Origin of the sequence: Phocaeicola sp. GP0067 (genome assembly GCF_031119655.1) — a bacterium.
Lineage (GTDB): Bacteria > Bacteroidota > Bacteroidia > Bacteroidales > Bacteroidaceae > Phocaeicola > Phocaeicola vulgatus.
The window spans coordinates 1-18,633 of the sequence record NZ_JAVHZY010000013.1 but is presented as its reverse complement, the minus strand read 5'-3'; the positions used below and the strand labels follow the sequence as shown (position 1 = coordinate 18,633).

Genomic DNA, 18,633 nt, shown 5'->3' with positions numbered 1-18,633 from the left:
GCGGCTGTAAAGCCTTGTTCCATGTTCCGGTTGACTATACCTCTAGTCGCCGGAATTTTTGTATCCGATCATTTTTTTCAAGGCGCCTTGCCTGTGCTTGTTTCTGGCACGGGAATATTGGGGTGCTTGATTGGCTTGATTGTATTGATGAAATGGCAAGGCTACCTTTCCCGATGGTTATTTGGAGGCATGGTTTTTATGTTTCTATTTTGTGTAGGGGCATTGTTGCTACAGCAAAAATGGCAACGGGTGGACTATGAATGGTCATCAGGGAAGAATATGTATCAAGGGGTGATAGTGGATGTTCCGCAAGAAAAGGTAAAAACATATCTCTGTAAATTGCGGATAGATAAAGAAATGTCTGAGAGGGGGATGGTTCCTGTTAATCGTATGATACTAGTCTATATTATGAAAGATAGTCTTTCTGTAAATTTACGATGTGGAGACCATTTGAACTTTTATACACGTATCTCGACTCCTGAAAGAGAGGTGATTCCGGGAGAATTTGATTATGCGGCTTATCTTTTCAGACAGCAAATTAGCGGAACGGCCGTAATCTTTCCGGGGTATTGGCAATGGACAGGCAAGAAATCGGCATTGACATGGAAACAGCGGGCAGGTGTATGGAGAGAGAAAATACTGGACAGTTATCGGAAGTGGGGATTCTCGGGAGATGAATTTGCCGTATTGTCGGCTTTGACTGTTGGCTATAAAGAGGAACTGAGTGAGGATTTACGTGAAACTTATCAAGTGGCGGGAGTGAGCCATATCTTGGCTTTGTCAGGAATGCATATAGCTGTTTTGTGGGGATTATTGTGTTGGATATTGCGTCCGCTGGATAGAAGTTGCCTGCTGCGATGGGTAAAGTGTGGCATTATTGTGTTGTTGTTATGGACATTTGCTTTTTTAGTGGGCTTGCCTCCCTCGGTTATACGGGCGGTGGTGATGTGTATGTTAATGACAGCGGCGCGTGCGGCAGGAGAACGGACTTTGTCATTGAATACCTTGTCTGTAGCGGCATTCTTTATGCTGCTTTACAATCCTTTTTATCTTTTTGATACCGGGTTCCAGTTGTCATTTCTGGCTGTACTTTCAATTTTGTTTATTTATCCTGTCATTTCCCGGTATTGGCGGGTGCGTCACCCTGTACCTCGTTATATTTGGGGGATAGTGGCAGTTTCGCTGGCGGCACAGTTAGGGACAGCTCCCGTGGTTATTTATAAATTCGCTTATTTTCCTGTTTATTTTTTACCGGCCAATCTGGTAGTGGCACCTTTAGTGCTTGTTATAATTTATGGATCGGTAGCAAGTTTTGTCTTGTCTCCTTTTACGGTATTGCATATATGGGTGGTAAAAGGATTGAACGGGGTGTTGCGGTTGCTGAATGACAGTATGCAATGGGTGGGGGATTTGCCTGTATCACATTCCGGCGATATACATTTGTCTTTGCTTCAGGTTGGTATTCTTTATGTATTATTGTTTGTGGTATTATCTTATCTGTTATCTCCTTCACGGAAAACGTTGATTACTGTTTTGTGTGGAATCAATCTTTTTATAGGATTTTCAGGTTGTCTATATTATATGAAAGAGGAGTCTTTTCAGTTAATCCTGGCCCATTCGCAAGTAAAAGTTTCCCCTCAAAAAGATGTTTGGCAACAGGATAGCATTTATCATTATAAAGGTATGAATATATGTGTTTTGGTGGATAACCGCTGGCGGAGCAGATCGGTTGATAGTTTGTTGGATATTGATTATATGTACTTGTGTAAAGGTTTTAAAGGAAAAATTGCCCCATTACAAAAAATATTTAAAATAAGGAAGGTCATACTGGATGCTTCGCTCGGTGGGTATAGATTGAATTTGTTAAAGGACGAGTGTAGAGGTTTGGGATTGGATTATATTGATATGTCTCCGAAAGGTTCTTACCGTATTCTTCTGTGAATAAAGAATTAATTTGTAAATTTGCCATTTCAAAAGAAAAAGATTGAATATGTTATCAAAAGTAATTGCACAGGCTAATATAGACCATGCCGAAAAATGGTTTGAAAGAGCTGATAAAATAGTTATTGTTACCCATGTGTCACCGGATGGTGATGCTATTGGCTCCTCGTTAGGATTATGGCATTTCTTGGAATCACAGGAAAAGACGGTGAATGTCATTGTTCCCAATGCTTTTCCGGATTTTCTGAGATGGATGCCGGGAGCCAAGGATATAATCCGGTACGATAAATATACTGAATTTGCCAATAAGCTGCTGAATGAGGCGGATGTGATCTGCTGTCTGGATTTCAATGCATTGTCTCGTATTGATGCGATGGCGGATGCAGTGGCTCAGTCTCCGGCACGTAAAATGATGATTGACCATCACCTTAATCCGGAAGCCTTTTGTAGAATCATTATTTCTCATCCTGAAATATCTTCTACATCGGAATTGGTTTTCCGGTTGATATGCCGTCTGGGGTATTTTGAGGATATCACCAAGGAAGGTGCTGAATGTATTTATACGGGGATGATGACCGATACAGGTGGCTTTACTTATAATTCTAATGACCGTGAGATTTATTTCATTATCAGTGAACTGCTTTCGAAAGGCATTGATAAGGATGAGATTTATCGTAAAGTTTATAATACGTATTCTGAGGGACGTTTACGCCTGATGGGATATGTACTGTACGACAAGATGCAAGTATTCCCTCAGTTCAATTCGGCATTGATTTGGCTGACAAAAGAGGAACAAAGTAAATTCCAGTATGTAAAAGGAGATACGGAAGGGTTTGTGAATATTCCGCTTTCCATAAAGAATATTATTTTCTCCGTATTCTTGCGTGAGGATACGGAAAAGAATATGATAAAGGTATCTCTGCGTTCTGTAGGTGCTTTCCCTTGTAATAAAGTGGCTGCCGAATTTTTTAATGGAGGTGGTCATTTGAATGCATCCGGTGGTGAATTTTATGGAACAATGGATGAAGCCATCGAACTGTTTAAACAGGCTTTGGTGAAATACGAGGAACTGCTTCTGGCAAAAAAATAGTTATTTTAGTATAATTGCATACAAACAATATAAAAGTTAGGGGCTTATTTATTAATTTAGCCCGAAAATAACAGAACTTAGAATGAAGAAATTAGGTATATTGTTCGCATCTGTGTTTCTTTTAGGGCTGGTCTTCCAGTCTTGCAATAATGGAAAGACCTATGCTGAAATGAAAGAAGAAGAGAGAGAAGCTATCAAACGATTTATTGAACGGGAAGATATCAATGTGATCAGCTTTGAACAGTTCCAGGAACAGGATTCTACGACCAATGTGGATGAAAACCAGTTTGTCCTTTTCTCGGAAACAGGTGTTTATATGCAGATTGTGGAAGAGGGAAACGGAGAGCGTTTGAAAGACGGTCGTTATGAGATTCTGGTCCGGTATGTGGAGGAACAGATTACTTCGGATGGAATAGATTCTTTGTCTTGGAATACAGACTATGGGAATTCTCAAATGGTTTATCCGGATGCTATGATGCTGACAAAAAGTGGAAAATCTTTTTCAGCTACATTCACCTCCGGTATAATGTATACAGTTTGGGGTACACCTTATGTACCTTCAGGATGGTTGATTCCATTCAATTACATAAAGGTCGGCAGGGAGATTTCCGGTCGTTCTAAGGTCAGACTGATTGTACCTCACAGTGAAGGACAATCTGACGCTTCTGCTTCTGTCTATCCTTGTTACTATGAAATAACTTATCAATTAGCACGATGACATTAATTAAATCAATATCCGGAATTCGTGGAACCATTGGTGGGCACGTGGGGGAAGGTTTGAACCCGCTGGATATAGTGAAATTTACATCAGCTTATGCAACGCTGATACGTAAAACAACCACAGTAAAGAGTAATAAAATTGTAGTAGGACGTGACGCACGTATCTCCGGTGAGATGGTGAAGAACGTGGTATGCGGTACTTTAATGGGAATGGGGTTTGATGTGGTGAATATCGGACTGGCATCTACACCGACTACAGAACTGGCTGTAACCATGGAAGGAGCGTGCGGTGGCATTATTTTGACTGCCAGCCACAATCCCAGACAATGGAACGCTTTGAAGTTGCTGAATGAGCATGGAGAATTCCTGAATAAGGAAGAAGGAAATGAAGTGCTGCGTATAGCAGAAGCGGAAGCGTTTGAGTTTGCCGATATAGACCACATCGGAAGTTATCGCGAAGACAATACCTACAATCAGAAACATATAGATAGTGTTTTGGCTTTGAAATTGGTAGACGTGGATGCTATCCGTAAGGCCAATTTCCGTGTAGCTATAGATTGCGTTAATTCAGTTGGCGGTATTATTCTTCCTGAATTGTTGGAAAGGTTGGGAGTGAAGCATGTAGAAAAGCTTTATTGTGAAGCGACCGGTGATTTTCAGCATAACCCGGAACCTTTGGAAAAGAACCTGGGGGACATTATGGGATTGATGGCCAAAGGCGGTTGTGACGTGGCTTTCGTTGTAGACCCGGATGTTGACCGTCTGGCTATGATCTGTGAGGATGGAAAAATGTATGGCGAAGAATATACATTGGTGACCGTGGCAGACTATGTATTGAAACATACTCCCGGAAATACCGTTTCTAACTTGAGTTCTACCCGTGCTTTGCGCGATGTGACCCGTAAATATGGCTGTGAATACAATGCTTCGGCTGTAGGGGAAGTGAATGTGGTTACCAAGATGAAAGCGACTCATGCTGTGATTGGAGGTGAAGGAAATGGTGGAGTAATCTATCCTGAAAGTCATTACGGACGTGATGCATTGGTGGGAATTGCTTTATTCCTGAGCCATTTGGCGCATGAAGGGAAGAAAGTCAGCGAACTGCGTGCTACTTATCCTCCTTATTTCATTGCCAAGAATCGCATTGATCTGACTCCGGAAACGGATGTGGACGCTATTCTGGCCAAGGTGAAGGAACTGTATAAGGATGAAGAGATAAACGACATAGACGGTGTGAAAATAGATTTCCCGGACAAGTGGGTACATTTGCGTAAGAGTAATACCGAACCTATTATCCGTGTGTATTCTGAGGCTGCAACCATGGAGGCGGCAGATGAAATAGGCCAGAAGATAATGGATGTGGTTTATAGCCTGGCGAAATAAATACATTATTAATAGATAATTAGCCGTATTGAATGAGATTATATTTCGTTTGATACGGCGTTGTTTTTTAATCAGATAGAAATAAATACTATGAGAAAAATCCTTTTATTTGTTTGGGCCTGCATGGGGCTGGTTTGTTTGATGAGTGCTTGTAAGACATCGGTTAAAAGTAAAGAATGGAAGCTGGTATGGGTAGAGGACTTTGATCAAAAAAACAGTTTTGACGAATCGGTATGGACTAAGATACCTCGCGGAACATCCGATTGGAACAACTATATGTCTTATTATGATTCATGTTATGCTATGCAGGATGGGAATCTGATACTTCGTGGAATAGCCAATCATACTCAGAAAAATGATACGGCTCCTTATCTGACCGGTGGTGTATATACCAAAGGAAAGAAACTGTTTACGGGCGGAAGAGTAGAAGTATGTGCCAGGTTGCAAGCCGCTAAGGGGGCATGGCCGGCTATATGGATGCTTCCCGAAAAAGCGGAGTGGCCCAAAGGAGGAGAGATTGATATTATGGAACGGTTGAACCATGATCATATTGCTTATCAGACTACTCATTCATATTATACACATATATTAGGTATAAAGGATAATCCGCCTCACGGAGGCATCAATAAGATAAATCCTGAGGAATACAATATCTATTCGGTAGATATTTATCCGGATAGTTTGGTGTTTGCTGTCAATCATCGTCATACCTATACTTATCCGCGCATTGATACGGACAAGGAAGGGCAGTTCCCTTTCTATCAACCTTACTATTTATTGATAGATATGCAGTTGGGTGGCTCATGGGTTGGTGCTGTGGATCCGAAAGAGTTACCTGTGGAAATGTGGGTGGACTGGGTGAAGTATTACGAGAAACGCTGAATGCTGTTTGTCGGGAAACGGGGGGCTGTTCAATGTTGGGCAGCCCCCCGTTCTGTTTAATTATCAGGTAAATAGACCTTGATGTAACATCATCAAAGAAAAATGTTACAGGCGGAGCACGTCTGTTCTGCCTGTAAAGATGCGTGTATCATTGTGATTACAGGAATCATAAAGCTTTGTGTACTTTTGTTTCGTCTGGAATAAGATTCTAAAGATTGGAGCAGGGACAACATTTTGTTTAGCTCATTTTTGTTTTCAATAGGCGTAAAGTAATTATGGAAGATATTTTAATGTAATAACCATGAATACACAAAGTCAAAAAGTTTCGATGGCCGAGAAAATCGGTTACAGCCTGGGGGATTGCTCGGCTAATCTGGTCTTCCAGATGATGATGATTTATCAGACAAAGTTTTATACGGACATATTCGGTCTGGAAGGTGCCATTGCCGGTACGGTGATGTTGGTGGCGCGTATCACGGATGCCTTTGTCGATCCTACAGTGGGATTATTGAGTGACCGCACCAAGACACGTTTCGGGAAATATCGTCCGTGGGTGCTTTGGACTGCGTTGCCTTTCATGGTTTTCTATGTGTTGGCTTTCTATAATCCGGGCATTGAAGATAAAGGGCTGGTAGCATTGTATGCTACGTTGTCTTATACCTTGCTGATGAGCCTTTATTCTTTTAACAATACGCCGTATGCTTCTTTGGGCGGAGTGATGTCCGGTGATATAAAGGAACGTACCAGTATCACTTCCATTCGTTTTGTGGCGGCTACCATTGCCCAGTTTGTGGTGCAGGGACTTACGCTCCCTTTGGTAAGCAAGTTTTCGGATGGTGGAGACAAAGCGCATGGCTGGTTATGTACTATCTCTTTGTTCGCTTGTATCGGGTTCGTTTTTCTGGTCATTACTTTCTTTTCAACTCGTGAGCGCATAGAGCCGCCTGCCAGTCAAAAGACAGATACGCTTCAGGATATAAAGGATGTATTTGGAAGTGCTCCTTGGCGGGCTATGTTCATACTTACGCTTTTCATTTTTATTACGCTTGCCATGTGGGGTAGTGCCATGAACTATTATTTTGAGAATTATGTGGATGCCGGAGCATTGTATGCCTTTCTTGACCGTCTGGGATTAGTGGCAATGGAAACAGATGGCAGCGCGGGGTATGCTGTGTTGAATGCTTTCGGGCTGGTAGTCAATTCTTCCGATAAGGCATACGAGGTAGGATTTGGAGTATTTAATATGTTGGGAGCACTTGTCCAGTTCTTTGGGGTGATTTTCTTGTCCGGCTTTTTGGCAAACCGTTATGGTAAGAAACGCGTTTTTATTGTTTGCCTCTCACTTACTGCCATTTTTACAGCTTTGTTCTATTTTCCGGGAAAAGCGGATGTGGAAACGATGTTTGTATTGAATTTCCTGAAGAGTCTGGCATACGCGCCGACTGTACCTTTGTTGTGGGCGATGATTGCCGATGTAGCCGACTATTCAGAATATAAAAATTACCGTCGCGCCACAGGTTTTGTGTTTGCTGGTGTAGTTTTTGCCTTGAAGGCCGGGCTGGGTATCGGTGGGGCCATCCTAGGGTTTCTGCTTTCAGGATTTGGGTATGTGTCCGGTATCGGGGCAGAGCAAAGCGGTACGGCTATAAGGGGGATTGTACTTTCCTCCAGTCTGATTCCGGCTATGATATTTGGAATGGGAGTAGCTGCCTTATGCTTCTATCCTATTACAAAAAAATACAACGAACAGATGCAGGCGGAACTTGCTGACCGTCGCAGTAAGGCCGGTTATTAATGAAAAAGAACAAGTTATTTACCTTAAAAACTTTGTAATATGAACTATAATATAAAAACTGAATACGGTTAACGATAATTAGCATAATCATGCAAGTTATCGTGCATGAAAAGCTCGTCGGGGCTGTGTGCTCAGTCCCTTGCCGCATGGCGTTCCCTCCGCAGGAGCTGTTATGGCTTTTCGGATTTGAATCCATCGACATAGGGTTTCCCTTGCGTGACGACAGCGAAGGCTTGCCTCACAAGTTTGTTGGCGACCGCAATAACCACCACCTTGCCGGGCTTGCCGTTAGATCTGAGACGGTCGAAACATGCCTTACACTCGGTATTGCACCTGAGCGATGAGAATGCGGCTACATAAAGTTGGCTTCTGAGGCTTGAATCCCCGTTTCGGTTGATGTGGCCTTTGACATTGACTGACGTACCGGATTGTTGGTAAGTAGGTGACAAGCCCAAGTAGCGGGTCAGTTGCTTGGCATTATCAAAGTAAGAGAATCTGCCGGTGGCTACAATAAGCGCAGCTGCCAGCGTGACACCGATGCCTTTGATGGAGGTGAGCAGGTCCATCTGTTTCTTGTATTCACCTTGTGCCAATGAAGCGAGTTCCTCTTCCATCTCTTTGATTTGCTTTTCAAGAAATGTAATCGTCTTTTCGATGGTTTTCTTGCATTTGGGGTCAAAGAATGGAAGGACCTCCATCGAGCCTTTGAGGTTGCGTGTGGCTACAAGTTGCTTCTTGAGTTGGCGCAGCACCGTCCGTTTCTGCTTGAGGACAAGGATTGCATCACTGCGAAGTTTGTATGGCGCAGGTTGCATCTTCTCTCCGTAAAGTGCTATCAGGCGTGCATCAATCTCATCCGTTTTGGTAACGGTGAGCATGACACGGGCGAAGTTCTTTATCTTCAACGGATTTTCAAGGCTGATGGTAATGCCTGCCTCTGAAAGCAGGTAAACGAGTAACGCGCTGTAATTGCCCGTAGCTTCCAGCACGCAATTATGTTCGGATGCTGAAATAGTTTGGACGAACTCGTGAACGCCATTTACGGTATTCTTGAATGTTCTCGTCTTGTTTGTCTTTACAGACGAATAGGCAACAACGAAAGTCACCTTGCTGACATCAATACCAACGTAAGTCATAGTCTGAATGATTTATTAAAACAACATCTGTACATCGTGAGCCATCATTGCGAATGCGGGGTCTCAAAAGCCCATTGAACTATCCGGTTTCTGATGTATAAAGTGTGGGGTAAAACATACTACACGGTCTTTTTGACTAATGAAAACTCAGCCTTATTCCACACTTTGATGTTGAATGTTTATGCAAAAATATAATAATTAAAAATTATACAATGAAAATAAGATATGTGACATTATTGGCTGCCATTGCCGGATTAATGGCCGCTTGCGGCAATGACCGGAAGGTCGAGCCGGGTCCTTCGCTGAAGGAAGCAGCTTCGGGCAAGTTTCTGATGGGGGTAGCGTTGAATGTACGTCAGGCAGCAGGTCAGGATACTTACGCCTCGAAAGTGGTAAAACGTCATTTTAATTCCATTGTGGCCGAGAATTGCATGAAATGCGAAGTGATTCATCCGGAGGAAGACCGTTTTGATTTTACGGAAGCGGACCGGTTGGTTCGTTTTGGCGAGGAGAACGATATGGCTGTTATCGGGCATTGCCTTATCTGGCATTCACAGCTGGCACCTTGGTTCTGTGTGGACGAACAAGGAAAAACAGTAAGTGCCGACATCTTGAAGGAGCGTATAAAAAAACATATCCAGACTATTGTGACGCACTATAAAGGGCGTATAAAGGGCTGGGATGTATTGAATGAAGCCATTGAATCGGACGGCTCCTGGCGTAAATCTCCTTTTTACGAGATATTAGGCGAAGAGTACATCCCGCTTATTTTTCAGTATGCTCATGAAGCGGATCCGGAAGCCGAACTTTACTATAATGATTATGGCATGGACGGGAAGGCTAAGCGTGACAAAGTAGTCGAATTGGTAAAGATGCTGAAAGACCGTGGACTGCGCATCGACGCGGTAGGTATGCAGGGACACATGGGAATGGATTATCCGTCAGTGTCCGAATTTGAAGCCAGTATACTGGCATTTGCAGCTACCGGAGTAAAGGTGATGGTAACCGAATGGGATATGAGTGCATTGCCCACGGCACGGATGGGAGCCAATATTTCGGATACGGTGTCTTATAAACAATCCTTGAATCCCTATCCCGACGGTTTGCCCGACTCTGTGTCTGTGGCATGGAATAACCGGATGAAGGAATTTTTCGGTCTTTTCCTGAAACATTCGGATATCATTACCCGTGTGACAGTGTGGGGGGTGACGGACGGTGACTCATGGAAGAATAATTTCCCTGTGCCCGGACGTGTGGATTACCCTTTATTGTTCGACCGTGATTGCCAGCCGAAACCTTTTGTGGAAGAACTGATAGGAAAACATAACATTTAATAACGTAACGATATGGAAAAGAAATTCAGATACTTGGTGCCCGGAGACTATATGGCAGATCCTGCTGTACATGTTTTTGACGGAAAGCTTTACATTTATCCTTCTCATGATCGCGAGAGCGGAGTGGAGGAGAATGACAATGGTGATCATTTTGACATGTGTGACTATCATGTCTTTTCTACAGAAGATGTGATGAACGGAACAGTGACTGATCACGGAGTCGTACTGAAAGTTTCGGATGTCCCTTGGGCCGGGCGTCAGTTGTGGGATTGTGATGTGGCCTGTAAAAACGGGAACTATTATATGTATTTTCCATTGAAAGACCGGAACGACATCTTCCGTATCGGCGTGGCGGTGAGCGATTGCCCCGAAGGGCCGTTCATTCCCCAGCCCGATCCCATGCGTGGAAGCTACAGTATAGATCCGGCGGTATTTGATGATGGTAATGGGAACTATTATATGTATTTCGGCGGTTTATGGGGTGGACAGCTTCAGCGTTATCGCAACAACAAGGCATTGGAGTGGGCGGCTTTTCCGGCTGATGGTGAACCGGCTTTGCCTTCACGTGTGGTAAAACTTTCGGACGATATGCTTCAGTTTGCCGAAGAGCCGCGGCCTTTGGTTATTCTGGATGAACACGGACATCCGTTGAGTGCCGGTGACAATGCGCGTCGCTTTTTCGAGGCTTCATGGATGCACAAGTACAACGGGAAATATTATTTTTCTTATTCTACGGGAGACACTCATCTGCTTTGCTATGCCACAGGAGATAATCCGTATGGTCCGTTCACTTATCAAGGGGTTATTTTGCAGCCTGTGGTAGGTTGGACTACTCATCATGCCATTGTAGAATACAAAGGAAAATGGTATCTGTTTCATCACGATTGTGTCCCTTCGGGGGGAACCACTTGGTTGCGTAGCCTAAAGGTATGCGAATTGGAGTATGATGCGGAAGGGAAAATAAAGACCATAGAATCTGTCTGAAAATAAATCAGTGATACATCATTCGGACAGATTGGACCGGTTGCTTTGCCGGGCATTGTCCAAACAGACCGTTTGCAGAAATTATGTTCATTGTCCGGAACTTGCAAACGGTCTGTTTATATCTGTGCTCTTCAAATATAATGTCTGGTGGTGTGAATGTAATTTGTTGTAATATAATGTGTTATGTGTGTATTGTAACGCAAGTAAAGATTCATGTAACACGTTTGAAGCAAGATGTAACTCTACGAAAGATGCGTGTATCATGCAGAGAATTTATATTCGGCGACACTTTCTATATTTGCGTCTGAAATCCGTAAAGGAATTGGTCAATTATAATACTAGAAAGACAATGAAACAAAAACAAAAGCTGAAAAGATGGTCGGGCGTGCTGATCGCTTTAGGGGTGCTGGGCTCCTCTTTTACCTCATGTAGTTCGATCAAGAAAGGAAATGATTTGCCAGTTGTAGGAAAGTCTGTCGCTCTTTTCGATTACTTTAATTATAAAGGTGAGGATGATGTCTATATTTCCAATCCGCTTCCGGGAGATGATTATTTTTATAATCCCATTCTGCCGGGATGGTATTCCGATCCCAGCATTTGCACCAATGGTGAAGGTGATTATTTTCTGGCTGTTTCCACCTTTACTTATTATCCGGGTGTGCCTCTTTTCCACAGCAAGGACTTGGTGAACTGGAAGCAGGTGGGGCATATCTTGAATCGTCCTTCTCAATTAGTCAACATGGAGGGGCAACACGTAAGTGGAGGGATTTTTGCCCCGGCCATATCCTACAACCCGCATAACAAGACTTATTATATGGTTACTACCAATGTAGGGGTTGGAAACTTCTTTGTGAAGACACAAGATCCTTTTGGCGAATGGTCTGATCCTATTATGTTGCCCGAAGTGACAGGCATTGATCCCTCTTTCTTTTTCGATGAAGATGGGAAGGCCTACCTTGTCAATAATGATGACGCGCCGGACAACAAGCCTGAATACAGCGGACATCGTACCATCCGTGTGCAGGAATTTGATGTGAATGCGGACAAGACGGTGGGGCCGCGCAAGATTCTGGTGAACAAGGGAGCTCGTCCGGAGGACAAGCCCATCTGGATTGAAGGTCCGCACCTTTATAAAATAAACGGGAACTACTTCTTGATGTCTGCCGAGGGTGGAACAGCCGGATGGCATTCGGAAGTGATTTTCCGTGGTGATTCTCCGACGGGCAAATTCACACCGTGGAAGAACAACCCTATTCTGACCCAGCGTCAGTTGGATGCGGAGCGTCCTAATCCGGTGACGTGCGCTGGACATGCCGACTTGGTTCAAACCCGGGAAGGGGATTGGTGGGCAGTCTTTCTGGCTTGCCGTCCCATAAACAACACGTTCGAGAATTTAGGACGTGAGACTTTTATGATGCCCGTTAAGTGGAGTGAGGATGGTTTCCCCTATATGACGCAGGGGGATGATCTGGTGCCAGTCATTGTTCGCCGCGAAGGAGTGAAGCGTGACGAATCTGCCACCTTCGGAAACTTTGAAATGAATGACGGTTTCGACGGACAAACATTGGGTATGGAATGGATGACTTTGCGTGCTCCTGCTACCGGACTTTACTCGCTTTCCCAGACTCCGGGTTATCTCACTTTGAAATGTGATTCAGTCAGTGCTTCCGAAAAGAAGGTGCCGGCTTTTATATGCCGCCGGTTGCAGCATCATAAGTTCGAATGCAGCACACGTATGTTGTTCTGTCCGCAGAGCAAGGCGGAGCAAGCGGGCATATTGTTGTTCAAGGACGAAAAGCATCAATATTTCCTAGCTGTAGGCAGGGATGATCAAGGTGAATGTATTTCCCTCAGGCAGATAGGCGATGGGGAAAGTAAGGTGCTGGCTTCCGTTCGCTTGGACGACGGAGGAGTGCTTACCGACCTGAAGGTGGTTTCGCGCGGAACACATTATGATTTCTACTATGCTCGCCAGGAAGGTGTGTGGTACGTGTTGTGCAGGAATGTGGACGCTGGGTATCTGTCAACGGCCACTGCCGGAGGCTTTACTGGAACAACGATAGGCATGTATGCTACCTTAAAATAAATGACTGTTTGATTTTTTGTATAACTTAAATTAATGTATTAATGAAAAATGCTATGAATTTTAGGCCGGTGGGGCTGATGCTTCTATTCTGTCTCATTCCTTTGTGGGCATTTGCACAGAGCGTGATGGTAAAAGGTGTAGTAAAGGACACAAGTGGTGAAGCCATCATCGGAGCCAGTGTCTTGGAAAAAGGCACTACCAACGGTACGATTACCGATTTTGATGGTAACTTTGCATTGAATGTATCGAAAAACGCCGTGTTGGTGGTGAGTTTTGTCGGTTACAAGAACGAGGAAATCCCGGTAGCGGGAAAAAGTTCTTTAAAGATTACATTGAAGGAAGATTCCAAAGCTTTGGAAGAAGTGGTGGTGATTGGTTACGGTAGCGCCCGCAAGAGTGATGTGACCGGATCTATTGCATCGGTAGGCGGAGAGAAGCTGCGTGAGATGCCTGCCACCAATATTACATACGCTTTGCAGAACCGCGTGGCAGGTGTGGATATGTCGCAGACTTCTTCCGCACCGGGTGCTTCCATGCAGATCCGTATCCGTGGTACCCGTTCGTTGAACGCCAGTAACGACCCGTTGGTGGTATTGGACGGAATCCCCTTTATGGGTAATTTGTCCGATATCAACCCCGGTGACATCAAGAGCATGGATATTTTGAAGGATGCATCCTCTACTGCTATCTACGGTTCGCGTGGTGCCAATGGTGTTATCCTGATCACTACACACAAAGGGGCACAGGGTAGTCCCGCCCGGTTTACTTACAATGGGTATGCAGGTATGAAGAAGGTATTTTCCAAATATCCCATGATGAACGGTAGCAAGTTTGCCGAAATGCGTAAACTAGCAGGCAAGTTCGAGAATTCGGTGGACGAGTCGGACGATGTGGATACTGACTGGCAGGACTTGATGTTACGAGACGGTTATGTAAACAGCCACGATGTCAGCGTGTCCGGTGGTACCAACGGTGGAGGCTATAGCTTTGGCGCGGCTTACTATAAGGATCAAGGTGTCATTCCTACTCAGAACTATACCCGTTACTCTCTGCGTGGTTCTTTCGATCAGGGTGTGGGAAAATATTTCCGCTTCGGACTGGTGAACAATACCAACTATAACGTCACCAAAGGTTCCAATATCGGACTGTATGGTGTACTTTCCATGTCTCCTATCGCCGACCCCTATAATGCGGACGGCACATTGAAACGTACCGTGAAATACAACAGTCAGGATGAGTCATTTGTACTGACCAGAGGCGTTGTGGAAGAATTGGAAGACAGTTGGCTGAGCAAGACCGAAGGCTTCGGTACGTACAATAACCTGTTTGCCGAAGTGAAATGCCCGTGGATGGAAGGTTTGAAATACCGTGTCAACCTGGGTTTGAACTATCGTTCTACTAAAGGTGGATCGTTCACTGGCGAAGGCATCAACAGCACTACGGCAGACACTCCGTCCACCGCTTCGCTGAACCACTCGGAAACGACTAATTGGACTGTGGAGAACCTGCTGACTTACGACCGTACTTTTGGAAAGCACCAGCTGAATGTTGTCGGTATGTACTCTGCCGAACAGACTGTCTATACACGTTCGGACGTTGCCGGACGGGATATTCCTGCCGAATATTTCCAGTTCTATAACATCGGGCGTGCGGAAGGCACCATTACGGTGAACCCCGACAACTGGAACTATCAGAAGAGCGGTCTGATGTCTTGGATGGGTCGTGTGATGTACACTTACGACAATCGCTATATGTTGATGGCGACTGTACGTGCCGACGCTTCTTCACGTTTGGCAAAGGGACACCAATGGCACACTTATCCCGCCGTATCGGCAGGATGGAACATTCGTCAGGAAGAGTTTATGGACGAGGTGGACTGGATAGATATCCTGAAACTGCGTGTAGGTTACGGACAGACCTCCAACCAGGCTGTTGATCCTTATAAGACCTGGGGACGCTTGGCAACCCGTCCTTATAACTTCGGTCCTACTGGCTATGTCACCGGTTACTATGTATCCGAACTGCCTAATGCCGAATTGGGTTGGGAATACTCTTCTACATGGAACTTCGGTCTGGACTTCACCTTGCTAAGAGGACGCCTGTCCGGTACATTTGAGTATTACATTCAGAAAACCACCGACTTGCTGCAAAGCGTAAGCCTTCCTTCCACTTCGGGAGTAAGCAGCTATATGGCTAATGTGGGAAAGACGGAAAATAAAGGTTTTGAATTTACCTTGAACGGAACGATTCTGGACAACCATAACGGATGGACATGGGAGGCAAGCCTCAACCTGTCTGCCAACCGTAACAAACTTACCGAACTGGCTTCGGGTTCCAAAGATGATAAAGCGAACAACTGGTTTGTAGGACATCCCATCGACTGTATCTACGACTATGAAAAAGTAGGCTTATGGAACAGTGATGATCCCGATTTCCAATACTTGGACATTCTGGAGCCGGGTGGCAATGAAGGTATGATCAAAGTGAAATATACCGGTGATCGTGATGCCAGCGGCAAGCCGACCCGCGCCATTGGTCCCGAAGACCGTCAGATTATCAGCTTGGAACCTAAATTCCAAGGAGGTTTCAGCACTCGCGTGGCCTATAAAGGCTTTGACTTGAACGTTATCACCGCCTTCCGTTGCGGAGGCAAGCTGATCAGTACACTGCACCACAGCAACGGTTACCTGAATATGCTGACCGGTCGTCGCGGACAAGTAGATGTAGACTACTGGACACCGGAGAACAAGGGGGCCAAGTACCCGAAACCGGGTGGTATCCAGAGTGGTGACAATCCGAAATACGGAAGCACATTGGGCTATTTTGACTCTTCTTACTGGAAAGTACGCAACATTACGCTGGGCTACAACTTCGAGAAGCAGGCTTGGCTGACCCGCATGGGCATACAGAGCCTGCGTGCTTACCTGTCCGTGCAGAATCCGTTCATTATCTGTTCTCCTTTCCATAAAGAAACCGGACTGGATCCCGAAACCAACTCTTACGGTAACGAGAATGTAGCTGTGACAGAAGGTATTCAGAAACGATTCCTGACAGTAGGTACTAACTCACCGTCCACCCGTAACTATTTATTCGGTATTAACTTAACATTCTAAATGAAAGCATGACTATGAAACCTATATTTTCAAAAATAAGAGTTTTGGGAACAGCCGCACTGGCTTTGTTCCTGACAGCATCCTGTTCAGACATTCTGGACGAGCAGCCGCGCAGCAGTTATGATCCTACTTTCTTTAAGACAGAAAAGGGAGTGGAAGGCGGTGTGACCTCTATGTATGCACACTTGCGCTATATTTACGGACAAGCTTATTATTATAATTCCTGTCTGACGGGAACCGACGAGGCAACCTGGGGATGGAGTGCCGATGGTAACTTCAAGGATGCCGACCTGTCCGGAGTAGGCAACCTGACTGCCACGACTTGCCGTTCCGACGCCTTGTGGGGAACCGCTTTCTCGAACATCAACACCGCTAACGGAGTGATAGAGAACGGTGCCGAAGTAGGAGTCAATGAATCATTGGTTTCCGAAGCCCGCTTCTTCCGTGCGTTCGATTATTTCCTGTTGGTGCAGACCTTCGGCGGAGTGCCTTTGGACCTGGGGTCCGGCGAACTGAAGTTCAATATCACTCCTTCACGTACATCCGTGCGCAATACCGTGCCCGAAGTGTATACCAAGGCCATCTTCCCCGACTTGCTGACCGCTATCGAGAACTTGCCTGCCAATCCCCGTGTGACGGGTGGAGTGACCAAAACCGTTGCTCGCCTGTACTTGGCAAAGGCTTACCTGACTTATGCCTGGTGGCTGAAGAATCCGAATAACATTCCTACTTATCCCGAGTGCCAGCGTACGGACCCCAACGGACACGATGCGGCATGGTACTTCCAGCAGGCATACGATGTGGCGGTTACCGCTATCGAGAACCCTGGTCCTTTCGGCTTGCAGGAAAGTTTCTGGATGGTGAATGCCGGACCCAATGATCGTAACATGGAAATCCTGCTCTATGCAGACCATACGCAGGAAGACGAGTATTATAATGGTGGCAGCCTGAGCTACGGTGGCGGTGGTGCTCCCGATAACTTTGCCGGATGGATGATGAATTGGAACTATACCGACGCGCGTTCGGCTGATAATCAGGCTGTCATCAACCGTATTGCCGAGCAGTGTTATGGCCGCCCTTGGACCCGTATGGCTCCTCCGTTGGGTGTGTTTACCAAGACGTTTGCCGACAAGGTGAACGACTCCCGTTACGACGGTACTTTCACTACTGTTTATCGCGGCAACTGGTCTACAGCCGGACAGAACTGGGAATCGGTGACCAATGCCAACGGAATGAAAGTGAAAGAACGTGAACCTATATTCTCTTTCGTATTCCAGGATATGGATAAGATAGACTATGCAGGAGAAGGTTCTAAAAGCAATCTGGGAGCAGGTACGTTGCCCGGTCGTGCCGACTGGGTATTGGGACTGGATGCGGTAGGTCGCTATGTATATCCCGGTCTTTGGAAACTCGGCCCGTATCGTACAGACAACGGCTCCGGAGCAGGACAGCCCAATGCGGGAAGTACCCGTCCGTATAACATCGCCAAGTTCTCCGAACTTTATCTGGTTGCTGCCGAAGCTGCCGTAGAAGGAGCTGCCACACAAGCCGGCAAGTCTGCCCGTGACCTGGTGAACGTGCTTCGTGCCCGTGCCGGTCGCTGGACTTACAGCAATGCCGAGTACAAGGAAGTGGATCGTGATTTCAGTGCTGAAATGACAGCCGCTACTCCGGCAACCATTGACATCAACTATATCCTGGATGAACGCAGCCGCGAGTTCTATGGCGAAGGTTATCGTTGGTTCGACTTGGTTCGTACTCAGAAATGGAACGAATATGCTGACAGTTACGTGATTTGTGGAGGCAAGGGTGATCACAATCCGCAGACTTACAGCCGTACCATCGAAGCGTTCCATTATCTCCGTCCTATCCCACAAGGACAGTTGGATGGCATGGAAATGACAGAGGAGGAAAAAGACGCTTATCAGAATCCAGGATACAGAGATTGATTTTTTGTTTTTTAAGAGTACCCGCCGTTTCTTTCTGTTTCTGATGGAAGAAGCGGCGGTCTTTTTATGGTATGGATTGCTGGGTAGGTTATCATCTTCCCATAGAATATATGTTTTCAGTTTGATGAGTATGTGGCTTCCTCGTAAGCATTCGGCCTCGTGCGTGTTTTTTTCCCCTCTTTTCCTTCCTACCTTTGTGGCTTCATTATAATCTTAATCC

Annotated in this window: 12 protein-coding genes; 11 read left to right on the top strand and 1 reads right to left on the bottom strand. The window is 45.4% G+C overall.

Annotation, left to right across the window (positions count from 1 at the left end):
* Nucleotides 1-21: 21 nt before the first annotated feature.
* From RE317_RS11655 to RE317_RS11630, 6 genes are all read left to right on the top strand, one after another.
* A complete protein-coding gene (locus RE317_RS11655) occupies nucleotides 22-1,941 on the top strand; it encodes a ComEC/Rec2 family competence protein (protein ID WP_008670206.1) in 1,920 nt (639 codons plus the stop codon).
* Between the two features lie 49 nt (nucleotides 1,942-1,990).
* Nucleotides 1,991-3,031 (top strand): bifunctional oligoribonuclease/PAP phosphatase NrnA, encoded by a 1,041-nt coding sequence (locus tag RE317_RS11650; RefSeq protein ID WP_008670205.1) that lies wholly within the window; start codon nucleotides 1,991-1,993, stop codon nucleotides 3,029-3,031.
* 82 nt (nucleotides 3,032-3,113) lie between these two features.
* Entirely contained in the window at nucleotides 3,114-3,749 is a 636-nt protein-coding gene (locus tag RE317_RS11645; protein ID WP_008670204.1) for a DUF4827 domain-containing protein, read from the top strand.
* Nucleotides 3,746-5,134, top strand: coding sequence for a phosphoglucosamine mutase (gene glmM, locus RE317_RS11640; protein WP_005842943.1), 1,389 nt, complete (start codon nucleotides 3,746-3,748; stop codon nucleotides 5,132-5,134). The genes RE317_RS11645 and glmM overlap by 4 nt, the downstream gene beginning before the upstream one ends.
* 90 nt (nucleotides 5,135-5,224) lie before the next feature.
* Nucleotides 5,225-6,016 (top strand): glycoside hydrolase family 16 protein, encoded by a 792-nt coding sequence (locus tag RE317_RS11635; RefSeq protein ID WP_008670194.1) that lies wholly within the window; start codon nucleotides 5,225-5,227, stop codon nucleotides 6,014-6,016.
* A 301-nt stretch (nucleotides 6,017-6,317) separates the two neighbouring features.
* Nucleotides 6,318-7,811, top strand: coding sequence for an MFS transporter (locus tag RE317_RS11630; protein ID WP_008782290.1), 1,494 nt, complete (start codon nucleotides 6,318-6,320; stop codon nucleotides 7,809-7,811).
* A gap of 170 nt (nucleotides 7,812-7,981) precedes the next feature.
* On the opposite strand, the gene RE317_RS11625 is transcribed toward RE317_RS11630, so the two are convergent.
* The gene (locus tag RE317_RS11625) at nucleotides 7,982-8,947 is read right to left on the bottom strand and encodes an IS110 family transposase (RefSeq protein WP_008670190.1); all 966 of its coding nucleotides are present in this window, start codon (nucleotides 8,945-8,947) and stop codon (nucleotides 7,982-7,984) included.
* 212 nt (nucleotides 8,948-9,159) lie between these two features.
* Between RE317_RS11625 and RE317_RS11620 the strand changes: the two genes are divergently transcribed.
* The 5 genes from RE317_RS11620 (at nucleotide 9,160) to RE317_RS11600 (ending at nucleotide 18,413) form a co-directional block, all read left to right on the top strand.
* Complete coding sequence (locus RE317_RS11620) at nucleotides 9,160-10,281, top strand: endo-1,4-beta-xylanase (RefSeq protein WP_008670188.1); 1,122 nt, start codon at nucleotides 9,160-9,162, stop codon at nucleotides 10,279-10,281.
* A 12-nt stretch (nucleotides 10,282-10,293) separates the two neighbouring features.
* On the top strand, nucleotides 10,294-11,265 hold the full coding sequence (locus RE317_RS11615) for a glycoside hydrolase family 43 protein (protein WP_008670185.1): 972 nt from the start codon (nucleotides 10,294-10,296) through the stop codon (nucleotides 11,263-11,265).
* Between the two features lie 349 nt (nucleotides 11,266-11,614).
* The gene (locus RE317_RS11610; protein ID WP_008782291.1) at nucleotides 11,615-13,351 is read left to right on the top strand and encodes a glycoside hydrolase family 43 protein; all 1,737 of its coding nucleotides are present in this window, start codon (nucleotides 11,615-11,617) and stop codon (nucleotides 13,349-13,351) included.
* Between the two features lie 41 nt (nucleotides 13,352-13,392).
* Nucleotides 13,393-16,464, top strand: a complete 3,072-nt coding sequence (locus RE317_RS11605) for a TonB-dependent receptor (protein ID WP_008670182.1) — start codon at nucleotides 13,393-13,395, stop codon at nucleotides 16,462-16,464.
* 14 nt (nucleotides 16,465-16,478) lie between these two features.
* A complete protein-coding gene (locus RE317_RS11600) occupies nucleotides 16,479-18,413 on the top strand; it encodes a RagB/SusD family nutrient uptake outer membrane protein (RefSeq protein WP_005842928.1) in 1,935 nt (644 codons plus the stop codon).
* Nucleotides 18,414-18,633: the final 220 nt, after the last annotated feature.